This is a genomic window from Paraburkholderia sp. BR14312 (assembly GCF_040948675.1).
GTDB lineage: Bacteria > Pseudomonadota > Gammaproteobacteria > Burkholderiales > Burkholderiaceae > Paraburkholderia > Paraburkholderia nodosa_A.
The window spans coordinates 193,694-209,761 of sequence record NZ_JBFPKI010000005.1; the positions used below are offsets into that span (position 1 = coordinate 193,694).

The following is a 16,068-nucleotide window of genomic DNA, read 5'->3' on the forward strand; positions in this document are numbered from 1 at the left end:
ATATCGTTCCGAAATATGAATAAAACGGGCCGCCCGGATGATCTGGAAGAGGCATGGGGCAAGAGAACATTTCGAAGCGTGAATACGAACTGCAAGACGGTTCACTCATCCCGCAATTATCGTTTCCGCGGCTTTCTCGGCCAGGGCGATCGTTGCAGCATTCGTATTGCCCGAAATGATGTTCGGCATGACGGAGGCGTCGACCACACGCAGCCTCTCGACACCGCGAACCCGCAATTGCGGATCGACGACGGCGGCTTCGTCCGTTCCCATCCGGCAACTGCCTACCGGGTGGTAGCCAATGCCCACACGTTGGCGCACGTACGCCTCCCATGCGCTATCGCTTTCAGGCAGCGATGCGGGCTCGTGATCGCCGATGACGTGTTTCGCCAGCGGCGGCGCGGCAAACACCCTGGTCACGAGACGACTGCCCGTGATGGTCAGTTCGAGATCGCGAGAATCTCCGAGCAGCGCGTGCTCGATGGCCGGCTTCGTAAGCGGATCGCGATCCTTCAGACTGATGCGCCCGCGTCCGTGCGGCCGCAAAACCTGCGATCCAATCGTGACGCCCGCTTGCTTCGCCAACGCGGGATGTCCACCAACGAAGCCAATCGCCAGCGGCAAAAAGCTCATGGCGATGTCCGGCTCGTTCAGTTCGGGTGCACTGCGCGCGTAGGCCATCGCATGCACAGCGATCGACGTCAGAATCCCCTTCTTGACTGTCGCATACTGCAGCAGGTGTCCCGCGAGACGCAGCGGCCCGACCATGGTGTTGTAGGTCGGCACGTCGATCAGGCGGCTCTGCGAAACCCCACAGTGCTCCTGCACATTGCGGCCGACGCCGGGCAGATCGGCAACGACTTCGATACCCATCGCGGACAGATCCGCACCTGCCCCGATGCCGGATCGCAACAACACGCCGGGCGATGCAATCGTTCCGCCACTTAGGACAACCTCCCCGCGCGCAAGAAACGTCTGCCGCGCGCCGTCGACGATGGCATTGACGCCAATCGCCCGCTGTCCCTCGAACAGCACGTTGTCGACGAGCGCATCGGTCGCGACGGTGAGGTTGGGCCGCTTGAGCGCAGGTTCGAGATAAGCCTTGCGTGCGCTACAGCGCTTGCCATTTCGCGTCGTACCATAGACGATGAACGAACCATGCACGTCGCCCGCACAATACTCTTCGCGCGCCGGCATGCCGCAATGCCCGGCGGCGGCGAGAAAGGTATGCGCCAATGGATGCAGTACGCGCGGCGGCGAGACCGTCAGCGGGCCATCCGAGCCATGCACTGAGGATGCCGGACCAACGAACGTTTCGGATTTCCGGAAGTACGGGAGCAGGTCGTCGAAGCCCCAGCCGGGACAACCGCTGTCACGCCACGCCTCGTAATCTCCGCGCTGGCCGCGGATGTAGACCATCCCGTTGATGCTGCTGCTACCGCCTAACGCCTTACCCGCGGCCCATGTCGTCACGCGCGCACCGGCCGAGGGATCCGGTTCGCTCGGATAGATCCAGTCCGCCTTGGGATTGCCCATCAGCGCGAAACTGCCGGCTGGCATGTCGAAGAGAAACCCCTTTCCTTCCTTGCCCGCTTCCAGCAGCAACACGCGCGTCAAAGCGTTCTCGCTCAGCCGAGCCGCGATCACGCACCCCGCCGATCCGCCGCCGATCACGATATAGTCGAAAACGCCTGCGCTCATCGCTTGCCTTCCCTGCGCGCGACGAAAACATTCTTGAGCTGCAGATACTCTTCCATCCCCGCCCAGCCGCCCACCCTGCTGAAACCGCTTTGCCGATAGCCGCCGAACGGCGCGCCGGGTGCCATTGAGGCGAAACCGTTGATGTTCACGTAGCCTGCATCGAGGCGCTCGGCGAAGGCATGCGCACGGTCGAGATCGTTGGTGTGCAGATAGGCGCCGAGGCCGTAACGCGTGCCGTTGGCGATCGCCAGCGCTTCCGCGTCGTCGTCGAACGGGGTGATAGACAGCACGGGACCGAACACCTCGTTCTGTTCCAGCGCACTTCCTGGCCGGACATCGGCGAACACGGTCGGCTGGATGAAGAAGCCGTCGGCCAGTTCGCCTCCCAAGCGCTCGCCGCCCGCAACGAGCCTCGCATCGCGCCGCGCTTGCGCGATCATGCCGAGGATACGGTCGCAAGCTGACTGGCCGATCACCGGGCCCGCGACCGTGCCAGGGTCGAAGGGGTCGCCCACCGTCATGCTCGCAGCCACTGCCGCGGCGCGCGCCACCATTTCGTCGTAGCGCGATCGGTGCACGAGCAGCCGCGTCGGGTTCACGCAGCCCTGCCCGCTGAGACCCAACGCGCCATAGACGGCCTGTACCGCTGCTGCGTCGAGATCGGCGTCTTCGAAGACAAGGTTGGCCGACTTGCCGCCCAGTTCCAGCGCCACCGGCTTGAGACACGCCGCCGCCGTCGCCATCACGCGCCGCGCGACGCCTTCGCCGCCCGTGAACGTGACCTTGGCTACGTCGGGGTGACCCACGAGCGCTTCGCCAGCCTCAGCCTCGCCGGGCACGACGTTGAATAGCCCGGCTGGCAAACCAGCGTCATGCGCGAGTTCGGCGATTCGCAGTGCGACGAACGGCGCGAGCACTGGCGGCTTCAGAACGACGCCATTGCCAGCGGCGATTGCCGGAAGCGCCATCATGCAGGTCGCCATGAGCGGACCGTTCCACGGGATGATGACGCCCACTACGCCATAGGGCTCCCGGCGCGTATAGTTGAATCCCGGCGCCGGATAAGACTCTCCGTACGAACCCTCGATCTTGTCGATCCAGCCCGTATAGTGATCGACCCAGCCGAGCGCCATCTCCATCATCGGCAGCGCTACCGGAATACCCGACTCTCGGGCACCGAGAAATGCCAGTTGCGCCTGGTTCGCTTCGAGCAACTCGCCGAGGCGCCGAAAGCTTCGCGCCCGCGCGCGTGGCCCCATCTCCATCCACACGCGTTGCGCCACCCTGGCAGCCCTCACGGCGCGGTCGATATCGCTCACGCTGCCGAGGGGCACGACGGCTTGAGGCCGCCCTGTTGAAGGGTTGACATGTTCGACGCTGGCTGCGCCGTCAGCTTCGACGAATGCACCGCCGATATAGAGGCGCCCGGGGACGTCGAGCGGGCGCCGGTGCGATTGGGAAAGTGCCATGTGCCGTTCCATTGTGCGTTTGACTGCTACAGGCAGGAGACGCGTGCAGGAACCGGCGCCGGTCACGCGCCGTCGATGTCAGTCGTGTCGTCTCCTGAGCATTTTCGTGGTCGGCTTGGCGCGCGCAGCGCGGGCCGCCTCTGATAAATTCGATTCTAGCGCCGGCTCATGCTCTACACTGCTTACTAAACGGAACATTTAGAGTGACTTTTTTTCATTAATCGACGATGCCAGAAATCCGGAATCTGCAGCCTTTCGTTCAGGCCGTCCGTTGCGGCAGCTTCATCGCGGCGGCAACCCGCCTACAGGTCACGCCGCCTGCCATCAGCAAGAGTATCGCGGCGCTGGAGCGTGAACTCGGCGTGCGCCTTTTCAACCGGACCACACGCAAGTTGAGCCTCACGAGCGAGGGGCGGCAGTTCTATCAACGGGTGGCGCCGTTGTTGAATCAGCTCGACGAAGCCGTCGCCGATGTGCGGCGCAGTCCGGAGCATCCGGAGGGCATGATCAAGGTATCCGTCACGCCGACGTTCGGGAGGCATTGCCTGACTCCGGTGATCGCGGAATTTCTGCAACGCTATCCGCTCGTCGAAATCGATATCAGCTATGACGAAATTGCGCCAAGCCTCGTCAACGACGGCGTCGACGTCAGTATTCAGCACGCGCGGGGACGCGGAACCAATCATGTCTCCCGTCCGCTGTGCGACTACCCCATCGTACTGGTCGCGAGCCCGGGCTATCTCGAACGCAAGAGCGTTCCCCAAACACCGGAGGAACTGGCGGAACACGAATTCGTCGGCATCCGTATGCCGTTCGGACTCGCCGCGCTTCATCTCGAACGCATGCCAGGAAGTACGCGAAAGCGCGGCGCCCGGAAGGACAGGACATTCGTCCACCATCCCCGCGGGCGTCTAACCGTGGCAGGCCAGCCGGACACCAGCCTCGTCGCGGCGCTCAGCGGCGCAGGGATCACGCCGTCTTCCGTGCCCGTGGTGCTACCGTATCTGCGTAGCGGGGCACTCAAGATCGTGCTTCCCGAATACCGGGTGCGCGGCGACGAGGCTGATGGCACGGGGCCGCGCATTTACGTGCACTACCCCCACCGCCAGTATCTGCCCGCGAAAGTCAGGGTTTTTGTGGATTACCTGCTCGAACGGTTTCGTTCGACCGATACCGGCAAAGCGGAACTCGACGCCTTTGCCGCCTGAATGCCGGGCAGCTTCATTCTTCATTCGTGGCCAGCACCGCGCCGTCGATACGCGGAAGGACTCATCGCAACGTATTTGTGGAAGATGTTGCGAAACGCGCGCACATCTGAATAGCCCACCATGACGGCGATCTGCTCGATTGAGACCTGAGTGTTGCGCAGCATGCGCTTTGCTGCCTCGATTCGCAATGAGCTTGCATAAGCCCGCGGCGTCATGCCGAGGCTTCGTGTGAAGCGGCGCAGCAACGTAGCGTGACTGACGGCCAGCACGTCCGCCAGTTCGCTGATCCTGAAGTCCTGGGCGAAACGCTGTGCGAGCCAGAACTGCGCGCTGCTTACGAGCGGATCGTCGCTCGACAGGCGGCCTTCCTCGCGCTCGCCATCCGTGCCTGTCGTCGAGGCGAGCCATTGAGCGGTATGCGATGAAATCGCACGATCGACGAGGCGCGCCACGAGTTGCCATTCGCTTGCCGGCACGCTGCAGGTGTGCGCACCTGCGTGCTCCGCGATCGTGGCGCCTGTGTCCACGCGCACCTTGGGATAGCGCGAGCGCAGCACGCCCCTGAGCAAGCGCGGGACAGCCGCAGGGCCACCGTCGAGAAGGCCTGCCTGAGCGAGCAGCAATACCCCTGTGCCGCTTGCGGCCAGTACCGCGCCCCGGGAACGTTGCCAACGCAGCCACTCCGTCACCGGCTGTGCGTGGTCGAGCAGCGTAACGAGCGCCTCCTCGCTGGCCACCGCAAAGGCCGGGACGTAGACGATGCTGTACTCGGCGTCGCCCAGCAAGTCGCCGTCACCATCCATCTTCCGGCCGCCGGCGAACTCCAGACCGCCCGCCGTGGCGCTCAACAGTCGCACCTGCGTCTTCATCGTGTGGCGGTATGGCGGCGCGAACTGCGTGAATACATGTCGCGCAATAAGCGCGAACCCATCCACCAGCGGGCCTACGCTCGACAGATAGGTGCCCGGCAGCACGAGCGCGGCAACGTCTTTCACTGGCTCAGTCGGCGTGGCGGGCCTGCGAATTTCGATCCCCTTATATGCAGAATTTGATCCTCTTTCGCGGCGATCTTAGCACGCATCATCGTCACCATTGTCAGCAAAAAGAATGGCGGGAAGAGCGGAGCCGCTACCCGCCACCCATAGCCGCGCCGCTGCGGTAAAACAGGAGACGCAAATGAAGAGCCTGGAAGAGAAACACGCCTATGGTTTAAAGGTATTCGGCGAAATCATGGGTGAGGAAAAGGCAGCCGGCCTGCGGGCCGCAAGCGAGTCCAACGGCTTCGGCGCCGATATTTCACGCCTTGCCGTCAATTACGCATTCGCGGACGTATGGGGCGACGACAAGCTCGAGCGCAAACAGCGCAGCCTCGTGACGCTCGGCATCCTGATTGCCAACCGCCAGACGCTCGAACTGAAAAACCACGTCCGCATTGCAGTACGCAACGGTCTGAGCGCACGCGAACTGGAAGGCGTGCTTATCCAGGCGCTGCCGTATGCAGGCTTCCCGGCTGTCGCCTCCGCCACCACGGCCGTACTCGAGACGCTGCGGGAACTGGGTATCGACACTACCACCCGCACTTCGGAAGAACGCGGATTGCTGTGAGACGTCGGCAAAGCGCCCCTGCGACCAGAGGAGACAATTTGTGAGCACACCAATCGTGGATATCGTGCCGACGATGCGCGAGTTCAACGTTTCGAACGATCTGCTAGGCGATCACGCCGCGCTGCAAAAACGCTGGGACGAAGACGGCTACCTGTTCTTCCGCGACGTACTGGACCACGAGCCGCTCGAACGCATGCGCGCGCTGCTCGTTGACCACCTCGATCGCAACGGTTTCGTAGACCGTAACGATCGGGATGTGCGATGGACCGGCAAGGAGCGCGAAAATTTCAGCTTCTTTCCCGTGAAGGAAATGAATGAGCAGCGCGCCGCGCGAACCGTGATGGAAGATCCCGCAACGCGCGCATTCTTCCAGCGGCTCTTCGACGTACCGCTTTATTGGGTGCCGTTTACCGAATACCGCACTTCGCCGCCCGCCATCGACAAAAGCCGCACACGCTTCGATTTTATTCACGAAGATGCGATCTACAGCGACCGCCTCGACTTCATCATTTGCTGGATTCCACTCAGCGATATCGATGCGCAAGTCGGTGGGCTGGCCGTTGCGGAAGGGCTGCACAAGCTTCCGTGCCTCCATAAGAAGGACGGCGACAAGATCATTCCCATCGATCTCGCGAGCGTGCCCGAGGACGCATGGCGCCGCACGAACTACCGCCTGGGCGACGTGCTGTTGATGAGCCGGCGCACGCCGCATTCCGGGCTCAGCAATCATTCCGACCGCTTCCGCCTATCGCTCGACACGCGGATCCTGCCGCAAGGCGGCAGTTTCCCGTTCGCACCGCGGCTGCCCTATGTGGGCACGCTGACGTCTATCGCGCCTGACCAGATCGTTGTGCGCGACGCGGATGGCGAGCATGTCTTGCGGCTCGACGAAACGAGCTATTTGCGCGGTTTCCAGGGCAACCGCGTGCGCGGCGACGAGATTGCCGACGTTTATCAGCCGGGCTGCGAAGTGATCGTCGCCCATGAAGGCGGCCTCGTTCAAACGCTGCGGCCGCAGCATTGATCGTCCATCACAGCGGAAAGACGACGCTTCGTCTTTCCGCTTCGCGTCCTTCAGCGCCCGGGCATTCACCCAACGTATTTTTCTGAACGTCGTGCTAATATTAGAATAACGGCACAATTCCAGGCCATTCTGGGATGACCTGTCGCCTGGCTAGTGACTTCGCGCGCTATGCGCCCGGCCACGACACGGCTGGCATTTCTCTGTAGTTCGACCACCGGAAAAATCATGGCCGATTCATCCGACGTGATACTCGTCATCGGCGCTACTGGCGCGCAAGGGGGGGCCACCGCTCGTCGCCTCCTTGCGGCTGGACGTACAGTGCGCTTCCTGACGCGAGATCCAGACTCGCCGACTGCCCGGGCACTCATCGAAATGAATGCGCAGGGCCTAAGGGGGGATCTGGACGACCGCGAGTCGCTCGACAAAGCAATGGAGGGCGTCCGCTCCGTCTTTTCCGTTCTCCTCCCCGATTTCGATCGCAGCGACAGGGAGCGCCGCCAGGGTTTCGCGCTCATCAACGCAGCGCGCAACGCGGGCGTCCCGCAATTCGTTCATACCTCCGTGGCGCAGGCAGGCAATCATTTGACGTTTCCGGGCTGGAACGAGCAGCGCTGGAATCAAAAATACTGGACGGACAAGTGGGACGTCGAAGAGGCCGTTCGCTCTGCGGGCTTCGAATCATGGACGGTCTTGCAACCGGCATTCATGATGGACAATCTCGCTGAGCCGAAAGCGGGCACGATGTTCCCGCACCTGCGCGAGGGCTTGCTGCTCAGCGCGTTGCTGCCCGACTCCCGGCTCGACTGGGTCGCCGCCGACGACGTGGGTGCGCTCGCAGCCAGCGCGCTCAACGACGCGCAACGCTGGCATGGCGAGACTGTGCCGCTGGCTTCGGAGAAGCTCACGATGTCTGAAGTGGGAACTCGCCTCGGTCAGGTCCTTGGCACACAGATTCGCGTTTCGCACGTCTCGCCGGACGAAGCGCGAGCAAAGGGCCTCGCACCGGGGTGGGTGAACGCGCAGGAATGGATCAACGCGGTCGGGTATCGCGTCGACATCGATTCGCTCTCCGAACGTGGCATCCAGCTGACCTCGATGACAGACTGGATCGACGCAAATCGACAGCACATCCCGCTTGCGTGACAGGTGTGCGAAACAATCCTTGAGCAATGGAAAAGCCGCAATGAATGTCTGTGCCCCCTCCTGGTTCGATCTCGCCATGAGCCAGCCACGCCGCTCTCACTTCACCGAAGCCGGCGGAGCCGCAGTGCACTATGTCTCCTGGAACGCCGCAGACACAGGCAAACCTCCGCTCGTCTTCGCGCATGGATTTCTAGGGCACACGCACTGGTGGGACTTCATTGCGCCGTTCTTCACCGACCGCTTTCGTGTGTTCGCTCTGGATTTCAGCGGCATGGGTGAGAGCGGCTACAGGCAGGAATACAGCGCAGACATTTTCGTGCGCGACCTCGTAGCCGTCGTGGATGCAATCGGCTCCGGTCCGTGCGTCGCGGTCGGCCACAGCTTCGGCGGATCGCGTCTCCTGCAGGCGTGCGCGACTTTTCCCGATCGTCTCTCGCATGCCATCGTGCTCGATTCGTATTTCATGCTACGCGGTGACAGCTTGCCTGCCGTGGAACGACGCCCGCCTCCACGCCCCTATCCGGACTGGCAAACCGCCGTCAGCCGGTTTCGCCTCATCCCCGAGCAGGATTGCGGGCCGTGGCTTCTCGAACATCTCGCGCAGACATCGCTTCGCCAAACCGCCGACGGCTGGGTGTGGCGCTTCGACCCGAAGCTTCGGGATCTCCAGCCGGTCGAAGGCGAGGAAGACCTGCTGACCCGCATCACGGTTCCCGTCAGCTACGTTCACGCCGAGTGCAGCAGCGTGGTCAGCGCGGATCGCGCGCGCCACATCGTAGCGGCAATTCCCGCCGCGAAGGGACCCATCACGATGCCGCGCGCAGGCCATCACATGATGCTAGACCAGCCGCTTGCGCTGGTCAGCCTCTTACGGGCGTTGCTGGCATGAAACCCGACACAACTGCAACCTGGTCGAGCGAGTTGCCCCTCTCGGCGCTGATAGCGCGCGCCGTCGAACGGCACGGCGCTACGCCGCTTCATTTTCATACCCAGGGCGGCGCCTATACGTGCACCACGCAGTCCCTACTGCACGACGCGAGAGAAATCGGCAAGGCGCTGCGAGCGATCGGCCTGCGTCGAGGCGATGTGATCGCGATACAGCTCCCCACGCAACGCGAGACTGCGCTTCTGTATCTGGCTGCACTCGAAATCGGCGCCGTGCTCGTACCGATCGTCCACATCTACGGTCCAGCCGAAGTCGGCTTCATCCTCCGGCAGTCGCGCGCCCGATTTCTTTGCGTACCCGACGTCTGGTGCGGCACGGACTACCTGGAGCGTGTCGCCGCGCTGGGCGACCCACCCGATCTGGAGCGCGTTATCGTCGTTGGCGATCGGGCGCCCGCGAATGGCATCACGTTCGATGCGCTGCAACGACTCGCGGCGACAACGCACGATCGGCATTCTGTGGATGCGCCCATGTCGGAAGACATCTGCCTGCTGCTGTACACCTCGGGAACGACGGCTTCTCCCAAAGGCGTACAGCACTCGCATCGAACCGTTGGCGCAGAGTGGCAGATTCCGTTCATCGACGGGCCAGGGCCATACCTCACGCCCTTCCCTGCCGGGCATATCGCAGGCTTCAATTTTCTGTTGCGCCCGTTCGTCACCGGCACGGAGATGGTGTTCATGGATCGATGGGACGCCTCACTCGCCGCGCGACTCATTGAACAGCACCGGGTACGCCTTTCGGGCGGCACGCCGTTCCATCTTCAAGGACTCCTTGATGCCGCTCGTCGTGACGACCGCAGCCTGGCGTCGCTCGTGTCTTACGGTCTGGGCGGCACGGGCGTCACGCCCGAGCACGTCGCCCTCGTCGATCGTGCCGGATTTAAGGGAACACGCGCTTATGGGTTGACCGAACACTCGACGGTGAGCGTTGGCTGGGCCGATTCGCCTTTTGAAATTCGAGCCAACACGGACGGGCGCGTTCAGCCCGGCTCTCAGGTGCGCGTTGTCGACGAGTTGGACCGCGACCTGCCTGCGGGACACGACGGCGAGATTCTCATCAAGGGACCGGAGTTGTTCGTCGGCTACACCGACCCGGCACTCAATGCGGCGGCATTCACTCTCGACGGATGGTTCCGGACTGGCGATATTGGCCATCTCGACGAAAGCGGCTGCCTGACCATTACTGACCGAAAGAAGGACATCGTGATTCGCGGTGGAGAAAACATTTCGTCGCTCGAAGTGGAGCGTGTGCTTGCCGCTCATCCAGCAGTGCGCGATGTCGCCGTCGTGGCCCAACCCGACGCCCGGTACGGCGAAAGAGTCTGTGCCGTAGTCGTCCTGCACGAACACACGGCACTCGACCTGAACGCAGTTCAGACCCACTTCGCCGTCGCGGGTGTGGCGAAGCAAAAGACCCCCGAGCATCTTTGCATCGTTGCAGAACTGCCCCGCACGCCATCGGGAAAAGTGCGTAAAGGCGACCTGCGCAAGCAGCTTTCCACGTAACAGCAGTTCAGTCGGCACTTATCGCGCGTGCTTGTCCTGGCGGGACTTGAAAAAGCGATCTCGCTGCCGCGACACCTCTTCGGACGCGGCGAGTCGATCGTAAATCGCACGCGCGGCGGCCAGGCCCGCCTCGAAATCAGTCGACTCGGCGGCTGCAGCGATGGCATCCAGGCACTTGCTCTCTATCGCATCGCCACAGGCAAGACGTGCACGCGCCTGAGCGATAACGGGAACCGGATCGTGATCCGGCAATGGCAGCCGACTTATCAATGGCAACGCAGCTCTGCCGATCTTCTCTCGCGCCAGTTCGATCGCCAGACGCAACACGTGCTGCTCATCGCCCTCGACGATTCGGTCGAATAGTGCTGTTCCGGCGAACGTACTCGCGGTCACGATCTGCGCGCCAAGAATGAATTCGATCGATTCTGCGAGGCCCAGCAGACGCGGCAAACGCTGCGTCCCAGACAAAGGGATCACACCAAGCCTGCACTCCGGCAGTCCGATCTGCGCATTGCCCGCGACAAGCCGGTAATGGCAGACCAGCGCCGTTTCCAGCCCACCGCCAATGGCGAATCCGTGAATAGCGGCGACAACCGGCTTCTCGCTGGCCTCGATCACCGGATGAACGTGCAGCGATAACGCGGGGGCTGCCGCCGCAGCGGCCGTGCCCAATTCGCGGATGTCGCCGCCTGCCGAGAAGCCACGACCGCAGCCTTTGAGCACGATCGCTCGAACTTCCGGATCGTGCCGCGCCGCTTCGAACGCAGCGACGAGCCCGCGACGAACTCCGAGGCCCAGCCCGTTGACCGGCGGGTGGCCCATCGCGACGACGGCCACGTCGTCTTCTACGTAATACTCGACGTTCTCGAAGCGCTGAGCGTTCCGGTTGTTCATCGATCGTTCGCCAGCCAACTCGGCATATCCGTCGGCCACGGATCCGCATATACCGCGTGCACACCCATTGCGGTCGTGTAGGCAAGATTCAGTACATTGCAAAACGCGACGAAGGCCAGCACGCGCAGCGCCGTGCGAACCGCAGAATGGCACTCGAGACGATCGACGCCTCGTTCGATCGCCGTGTAACCGTTGTTGTCGACGCTCATCAGTAGGAACGCAGAAGCCACGAAGGCGGACGGAAACAGCAGGAACTCGTAAACCGGAAACTGGTAGTAGTGACCGCCCCAGAAGGAAACACGCTGAAACGCGCCCGGCCATGCGTCGAATCCCATGAAGCGGCTGGCGGCGATATCGAGCAAACCCATCGTCATCCAGATGGCCGCAAAGCCCGCGAGCGTGAGTCCAACGTTACCTGCACGGGGCCAACGCTTGCGGACCGCACGCATCGCCCATAGCGCGACCACTGCGGTACCCGTGAAAGTGTAGAAATAGCTCGGTGCGTCTATCAGGATGGGCTCAGCAATGCGCGCATGTGGCGATTGCCAGAACGGAATGAAACGGCACCAACAGCCATAATTCAATGCATAGGCGTTATAGGTGAACATCGGACGAAGAAAGTCCAGCCACGGATCAAGCCAGTAGGCAGAGAGCCAGCCGATCATCATGAGACGCACCGCGTCGATGCGGCGGCTTTTGACGATTCCGTAGACGAACCATATTGCCACCGGAATCAACAGCAACACGCTGACCCATTGGTAATGGTCGATCGTCGCCTTCACTGATTCCGGAATCGTGTCCGTGCCCACATCGACGGGGCGAAAGTCCTCCGAACGAATCCATGCCACGTAGGCATAGATTTGCGCAAACGCGAAAAGCGCACCGAGCGCAGCCCACGCATACACCCTGTGCCAGGTCGTACTGCGTCGAGCGACCATCTCCGACATGCTTGCCTCCTCATCATCACACCATTCACATTTGTGAATAATGGTCTAAAAAATGTACCCTGCTGAGGAGGCAACGTCAAGCGCAATACGCAATGCCGGCTTCGATAGCGGCACGCCTGGCCGTGTCATTCAACGCCCCGAAGGTTGTTATCGGCCGATAAGGTCATGAATCTCGTGATCGAGCGCAGCCATTGCGAATCGCGTGGCAACTGCGCAATTGTTGACTTCCACCTGCCATTCCACCGGGTTCACGAGCCAGAAGAACAGCCCGTAGACGATGTGCCGCCGATACGCCTCGAGCGCGGTTTCAAATGACGGCGGCTCCTTCACCCCGTAAAACGCAAGCCGCTCGAGATAGTGCTCCAGCAACGCACGTTCCCATCGCGGTCGATCCGCAATGTCCAATGCTGAGATCAGGAAATACGTGACATCATGCGCCCACGGTCCGCGTCGATACGACTGCCAGTCGAGAAAACCGGGCGTGCCGTCGCGGTCGAAATACAGATTTCCGAGATGAACGTCGCCGTGGAGAAGCGTCATCGGCCCGATTCGGTCGAAAGCGCGCAGATCGAGCAACGCGCGCTCCATCCAGTCCCGATCATGAAACCGCTTTGGCACGGCAGCCCCGCGCGGCAACTGCGTATAGCTTGCGAAAACATCGGGTTTCAACTGGCCCCAGTGATACGTGCCTGACTCGCCGTCGGGCAGCGGGTCCTGCGGCGCCAGCCAGGCCAGTTCACCACCACTATCGAGTTCCGGCGATTGCCAGAACTGGGCGTGCCAACGTGCCTGCGCGTCCAGATTCGCCGCGGCCTGCGCAAATGTGAGCGGCTTTTGCACGCGGCAGAATTCAACGTTCCGCGAGCGTAGATCTTCGAGGATCACGATAGACTGCCCGCTTCGAGCGTCCGTCTCTGCGTAAAAGCAGGCCGGTACGTTCGCGTGCATGTGAGGATGGACTTCCTTGAAGAACCTCGCCTCGTATTCGTATATATAGGCGTTCAGATTCCGATATTCCGGAACGAAACCGCCCTTCACGATCAACGACTCCGGCAGGCCTAGCTCGCGCCCCCTTGCGTTGTAGCCAGGATGCACCCTGACTTTGGTAGCGGTTCCGTACATCACATCGCTCACTGCGAGTGATTCGACCGTCACGCCCTCATGACCGCGCGCGAGCGCCGACGTCAGCCACGACGTCGTGATTTCCTCGACGTGTAAGGGGAGCCTTTCGGGAGCCGGGTTCGATATGTTCGCAACAAGCATGTTGACGCGCTCCTGAGCAGTGCATGTGAGTTCGCGCATGTTGCGCGGCACCTCCAGACGCTCGCAACAGGGGAAATCCCGGCTGGCGTCATTGTTTTAAATATAGAACACCGTACACGTTTGCGTACATACTTTCACTCCGGTACCGGCCTGGCAATCGCCTCGCCGCCCTGAAGTCTCGCCGTCTCGCGCGCTCAGATTTGATGAAAATTATTCACTCTAATTGTTCCATACGGTAACCATTGTGCGTCGTGGGTTGTCGCTAGAATGCAGAAAAATCGACAAACCTTCAGGAGACAACCCGATGACCACGACCGTGCTTGAACGGCTATTCGGCATCAGCGGAAAAGTCGCTGTCGTGACCGACAAGGGACGCAATTCCAGTATCGATATTGCCCCTGTGCTGGCCGAAGCCGGCGCGAAGGTCGTGATCGCGGATCGCAGCGCGGCACACATGCAGCCTGTCGTCGACAGAATCCTTTTGGCAGGCGGGGATGCTGTCGCGATCGAGACGGACGTGGAGCGCGAAGCCTCTGTGATCGCGTTGTTCGAACAGGTGAAGGCCACTTGGGGCAGCCCCGACATCGTGGTCAATTGCGCCGCGATGACCAATAACGGACCGCTCACGGATTTCACCGAAGCGGCCTGGGACGAAGTCATGTCGATCGACCTGAAGTCCGTTTTCTTTTGCATGCGAGAAGCGATCAAGCACATGCTCGCCGCGGGCAGGGGTGGCCGCATCGTGAACGTGACCACTATGGGAGCGATGCATGCCGTCCTCAACGGCAATGGCGCTTATGGCGCCGCGCGAGCCGGCGTAACGGGCTTGGCTCGCTCCGCGGCGCTCGACTATGCCTCCGAGCAGATCCTCGTCAACTGCGTGCTTCCAGGCGCCGTGCCCGGCAAGGTTCAGTTTCATCCCGACATGCAGGCTCGCCTGAAGAAAGGAAAGCTCACGGGCCCCGGCACAGATGCAGAGCGACGCTTGCCGCTTGGATGGGGAGATCCCGCCGACATCGCGGCGGCGGTCTTGTACCTTGTGGGTCCATCGGGCCGCTATATGACGGGCCAGTCGATTACGCTCGACGGCGGATTTCTGATTAGCTGAAGGCCCGCCAGGAAGCACAACTCTGAGCGACTACTCACACGGAGCATTCCATGTTTAGCGAAAACCAGATCGGCGCGCGCCTCGCGCAGATTTTCAATCTCACGGGAAAGACTGCCGTCGTTACCGGCTCTGCGCAAGGTCTAGGCCGCGAAACAGCGCGACTGCTTGCTGAGGCGGGCGCCAACGTCGTGATCGCCGACCTGAACCCGGATGTCGCGTCCGCAACTGCGGCGGATATCGAGGCAAACGGTGGCATTGTATTGCCCTGCAAGGTGGACGTTGCGGACGAAGCTTCCGTCAAGGCGCTCTTTGCAGCCATCGATGCAAAATTCGGTGCCGTCGACATTCTCGTCAACAACGCTGCCCACCGTTCGAAGGCTGAGTTTTTCGAAATGTCTGTGGAGCAGTGGGACCAGATGCAGGACGTCACGCTACGTGGCACTTTCCTGTGTTGCCGCGAGGCGATTACGCGCATGAAGGAAAAGGGCGAAGGTGGCTCGATCGTCAACATCTCCTCCGTCGGTGCGCTTCGGCCGACGTTGTGGGGCGTCAACGCCCACTACGACGCCGCGAAGGCCGGCGTGGACAGCATTACGCGAACACTGGCCAGCGAATTTGCGGTCGATGGAATTCGCGTCAATTCGATCCTGCCTGGCGGTATGGCCAGCGAGGGCGGCAAAAACATCAGCACCACGTTCAGGATACGCGGGCCGATCGTGGGCGCTGGCCGCGTTCCTATGGGGCGGATGGCCGCTCCAATCGAAGTCGCCCAGAGTGTGTTCTTTCTCGCAAGCCCCGCAGCGAGCTACGTCACCGGCCAGATCATCGCTGTGGACGGCGGCTTCACGGTCAGCTAGGCAACAGCCGCAACGATGTGCGCGCAGCAGTAAAAACTTAGGATACTGAAATGCCGAGGATTACTTTCATCGAGCATGACGACACGGAGCATACCGTCGAGGCGAATGCCGGCCAGTCGTTGATGCAGGCAGCCATCGAAAACTCGGTGCCTGGCATCCTCGCCGATTGCGGGGGCTACTGCAATTGCGCGACATGTCACTGCTATGTCGACGACATGTGGGCCGCAAGGATTCCACCCGCGAAGCACGCCGAACTGGATATGCTGAGCGGCGCCATCGATGCGAATAGCAACAGCCGGCTCGGTTGCCAGATTCGGGTGACCCATGAACTCGACGGATTAGTCGTGCGGTTACCCGCTTCGCAAACCTGATCAAAGCAACCGGTGAACACTCGA

15 protein-coding genes are annotated in these 16,068 nt (G+C 61.7%); 9 read left to right on the forward strand and 6 right to left on the reverse strand.

Features of this window, described 5'->3' with window-relative positions:
- Positions 1-105 precede the first annotated feature (105 nt).
- Positions 106-1,701, reverse strand: a complete 1,596-nt coding sequence (locus tag AB3X98_RS15815; protein WP_368602257.1) for a GMC family oxidoreductase — start codon at positions 1,699-1,701, stop codon at positions 106-108.
- A complete protein-coding gene (locus AB3X98_RS15820) occupies positions 1,698-3,170 on the reverse strand; it encodes an aldehyde dehydrogenase (RefSeq protein WP_368602256.1) in 1,473 nt (490 codons plus the stop codon). The genes AB3X98_RS15815 and AB3X98_RS15820 overlap by 4 nt, the downstream gene beginning before the upstream one ends.
- A 227-nt stretch (positions 3,171-3,397) precedes the next feature.
- Here AB3X98_RS15820 and AB3X98_RS15825 point away from each other — a divergent pair, with 227 nt between their 5' ends.
- Positions 3,398-4,378 (forward strand): LysR family transcriptional regulator, encoded by a 981-nt coding sequence (locus AB3X98_RS15825; RefSeq protein WP_368602255.1) that lies wholly within the window; start codon positions 3,398-3,400, stop codon positions 4,376-4,378.
- A 20-nt stretch (positions 4,379-4,398) separates the two neighbouring features.
- Here AB3X98_RS15825 and AB3X98_RS15830 read toward each other — a convergent pair whose 3' ends face one another.
- Entirely contained in the window at positions 4,399-5,373 is a 975-nt protein-coding gene (locus AB3X98_RS15830) for a GlxA family transcriptional regulator (RefSeq protein ID WP_368602254.1), read from the reverse strand.
- A 181-nt stretch (positions 5,374-5,554) separates the two neighbouring features.
- On the opposite strand from AB3X98_RS15830, the gene AB3X98_RS15835 reads away from it, so the two are divergent.
- From AB3X98_RS15835 to AB3X98_RS15855, 5 genes are all read left to right on the forward strand, one after another.
- Positions 5,555-5,983 carry a carboxymuconolactone decarboxylase family protein gene (locus tag AB3X98_RS15835; RefSeq protein ID WP_069266493.1) on the forward strand — a complete coding sequence of 143 codons (429 nt, stop codon included), beginning with the start codon at positions 5,555-5,557 and terminating at the stop codon, positions 5,981-5,983.
- 40 nt (positions 5,984-6,023) lie between these two features.
- A complete protein-coding gene (locus AB3X98_RS15840; protein WP_368602253.1) occupies positions 6,024-7,007 on the forward strand; it encodes a phytanoyl-CoA dioxygenase family protein in 984 nt (327 codons plus the stop codon).
- A gap of 225 nt (positions 7,008-7,232) precedes the next feature.
- On the forward strand, positions 7,233-8,150 hold the full coding sequence (locus AB3X98_RS15845; protein ID WP_368602252.1) for an NmrA/HSCARG family protein: 918 nt from the start codon (positions 7,233-7,235) through the stop codon (positions 8,148-8,150).
- Between the two features lie 40 nt (positions 8,151-8,190).
- On the forward strand, positions 8,191-9,039 hold the full coding sequence (locus AB3X98_RS15850) for an alpha/beta fold hydrolase (RefSeq protein WP_368602251.1): 849 nt from the start codon (positions 8,191-8,193) through the stop codon (positions 9,037-9,039).
- Positions 9,036-10,604, forward strand: a complete 1,569-nt coding sequence (locus AB3X98_RS15855) for an AMP-binding protein (protein WP_368602345.1) — start codon at positions 9,036-9,038, stop codon at positions 10,602-10,604. The genes AB3X98_RS15850 and AB3X98_RS15855 overlap by 4 nt, the downstream gene beginning before the upstream one ends.
- Positions 10,605-10,622: 18 nt before the next feature.
- Here the strand turns inward: AB3X98_RS15855 and AB3X98_RS15860 are convergent, their stop codons facing one another.
- The 3 genes from AB3X98_RS15860 to AB3X98_RS15870 all read right to left on the reverse strand — a co-directional run bounded on the left by AB3X98_RS15860 (position 10,623) and on the right by AB3X98_RS15870 (position 13,708).
- Positions 10,623-11,498 carry an enoyl-CoA hydratase-related protein gene (locus AB3X98_RS15860; protein ID WP_368602250.1) on the reverse strand — a complete coding sequence of 292 codons (876 nt, stop codon included), beginning with the start codon at positions 11,496-11,498 and terminating at the stop codon, positions 10,623-10,625.
- Positions 11,495-12,445, reverse strand: a complete 951-nt coding sequence (locus AB3X98_RS15865) for a spirocyclase AveC family protein (protein WP_069266487.1) — start codon at positions 12,443-12,445, stop codon at positions 11,495-11,497. The genes AB3X98_RS15860 and AB3X98_RS15865 overlap by 4 nt, the downstream gene beginning before the upstream one ends.
- A gap of 147 nt (positions 12,446-12,592) precedes the next feature.
- Positions 12,593-13,708 carry a phosphotransferase gene (locus AB3X98_RS15870; RefSeq protein WP_368610281.1) on the reverse strand — a complete coding sequence of 372 codons (1,116 nt, stop codon included), beginning with the start codon at positions 13,706-13,708 and terminating at the stop codon, positions 12,593-12,595.
- 304 nt (positions 13,709-14,012) lie between these two features.
- Between AB3X98_RS15870 and AB3X98_RS15875 the strand changes: the two genes are divergently transcribed.
- Genes AB3X98_RS15875 through AB3X98_RS15885 form a run of 3 tightly spaced genes read left to right on the forward strand, consistent with a single transcriptional unit; the run spans position 14,013 to position 16,044 of the window.
- Positions 14,013-14,816 carry an SDR family oxidoreductase gene (locus AB3X98_RS15875; RefSeq protein ID WP_069266485.1) on the forward strand — a complete coding sequence of 268 codons (804 nt, stop codon included), beginning with the start codon at positions 14,013-14,015 and terminating at the stop codon, positions 14,814-14,816.
- Positions 14,817-14,866: 50 nt separating this feature from the next.
- Positions 14,867-15,673, forward strand: coding sequence for an SDR family NAD(P)-dependent oxidoreductase (locus AB3X98_RS15880; protein ID WP_342947329.1), 807 nt, complete (start codon positions 14,867-14,869; stop codon positions 15,671-15,673).
- 50 nt (positions 15,674-15,723) lie between these two features.
- Entirely contained in the window at positions 15,724-16,044 is a 321-nt protein-coding gene (locus AB3X98_RS15885) for a 2Fe-2S iron-sulfur cluster-binding protein (RefSeq protein ID WP_368602248.1), read from the forward strand.
- The last annotated feature ends 24 nt before the right edge of the window (positions 16,045-16,068 follow it).

Coding starts and splice junctions, on each gene's coding strand:
- AB3X98_RS15815 (WP_368602257.1), bottom strand. CDS start 1,701: ATGAGCGCAGGCGTTTTCGACTATATCGTGATCGGCGGCGGATCGGCG.
- AB3X98_RS15820 (WP_368602256.1), bottom strand. CDS start 3,170: ATGGCACTTTCCCAATCGCACCGGCGCCCGCTCGACGTCCCCGGGCGC.
- AB3X98_RS15825 (WP_368602255.1), top strand. CDS start 3,398: ATGCCAGAAATCCGGAATCTGCAGCCTTTCGTTCAGGCCGTCCGTTGC.
- AB3X98_RS15835 (WP_069266493.1), top strand. CDS start 5,555: ATGAAGAGCCTGGAAGAGAAACACGCCTATGGTTTAAAGGTATTCGGC.
- AB3X98_RS15845 (WP_368602252.1), top strand. CDS start 7,233: ATGGCCGATTCATCCGACGTGATACTCGTCATCGGCGCTACTGGCGCG.
- AB3X98_RS15850 (WP_368602251.1), top strand. CDS start 8,191: ATGAATGTCTGTGCCCCCTCCTGGTTCGATCTCGCCATGAGCCAGCCA.
- AB3X98_RS15855 (WP_368602345.1), top strand. CDS start 9,036: ATGAAACCCGACACAACTGCAACCTGGTCGAGCGAGTTGCCCCTCTCG.
- AB3X98_RS15860 (WP_368602250.1), bottom strand. CDS start 11,498: ATGAACAACCGGAACGCTCAGCGCTTCGAGAACGTCGAGTATTACGTA.
- AB3X98_RS15865 (WP_069266487.1), bottom strand. CDS start 12,445: ATGTCGGAGATGGTCGCTCGACGCAGTACGACCTGGCACAGGGTGTAT.
- AB3X98_RS15870 (WP_368610281.1), bottom strand. CDS start 13,708: ATGCTTGTTGCGAACATATCGAACCCGGCTCCCGAAAGGCTCCCCTTA.
- AB3X98_RS15875 (WP_069266485.1), top strand. CDS start 14,013: ATGACCACGACCGTGCTTGAACGGCTATTCGGCATCAGCGGAAAAGTC.
- AB3X98_RS15880 (WP_342947329.1), top strand. CDS start 14,867: ATGTTTAGCGAAAACCAGATCGGCGCGCGCCTCGCGCAGATTTTCAAT.
- AB3X98_RS15885 (WP_368602248.1), top strand. CDS start 15,724: ATGCCGAGGATTACTTTCATCGAGCATGACGACACGGAGCATACCGTC.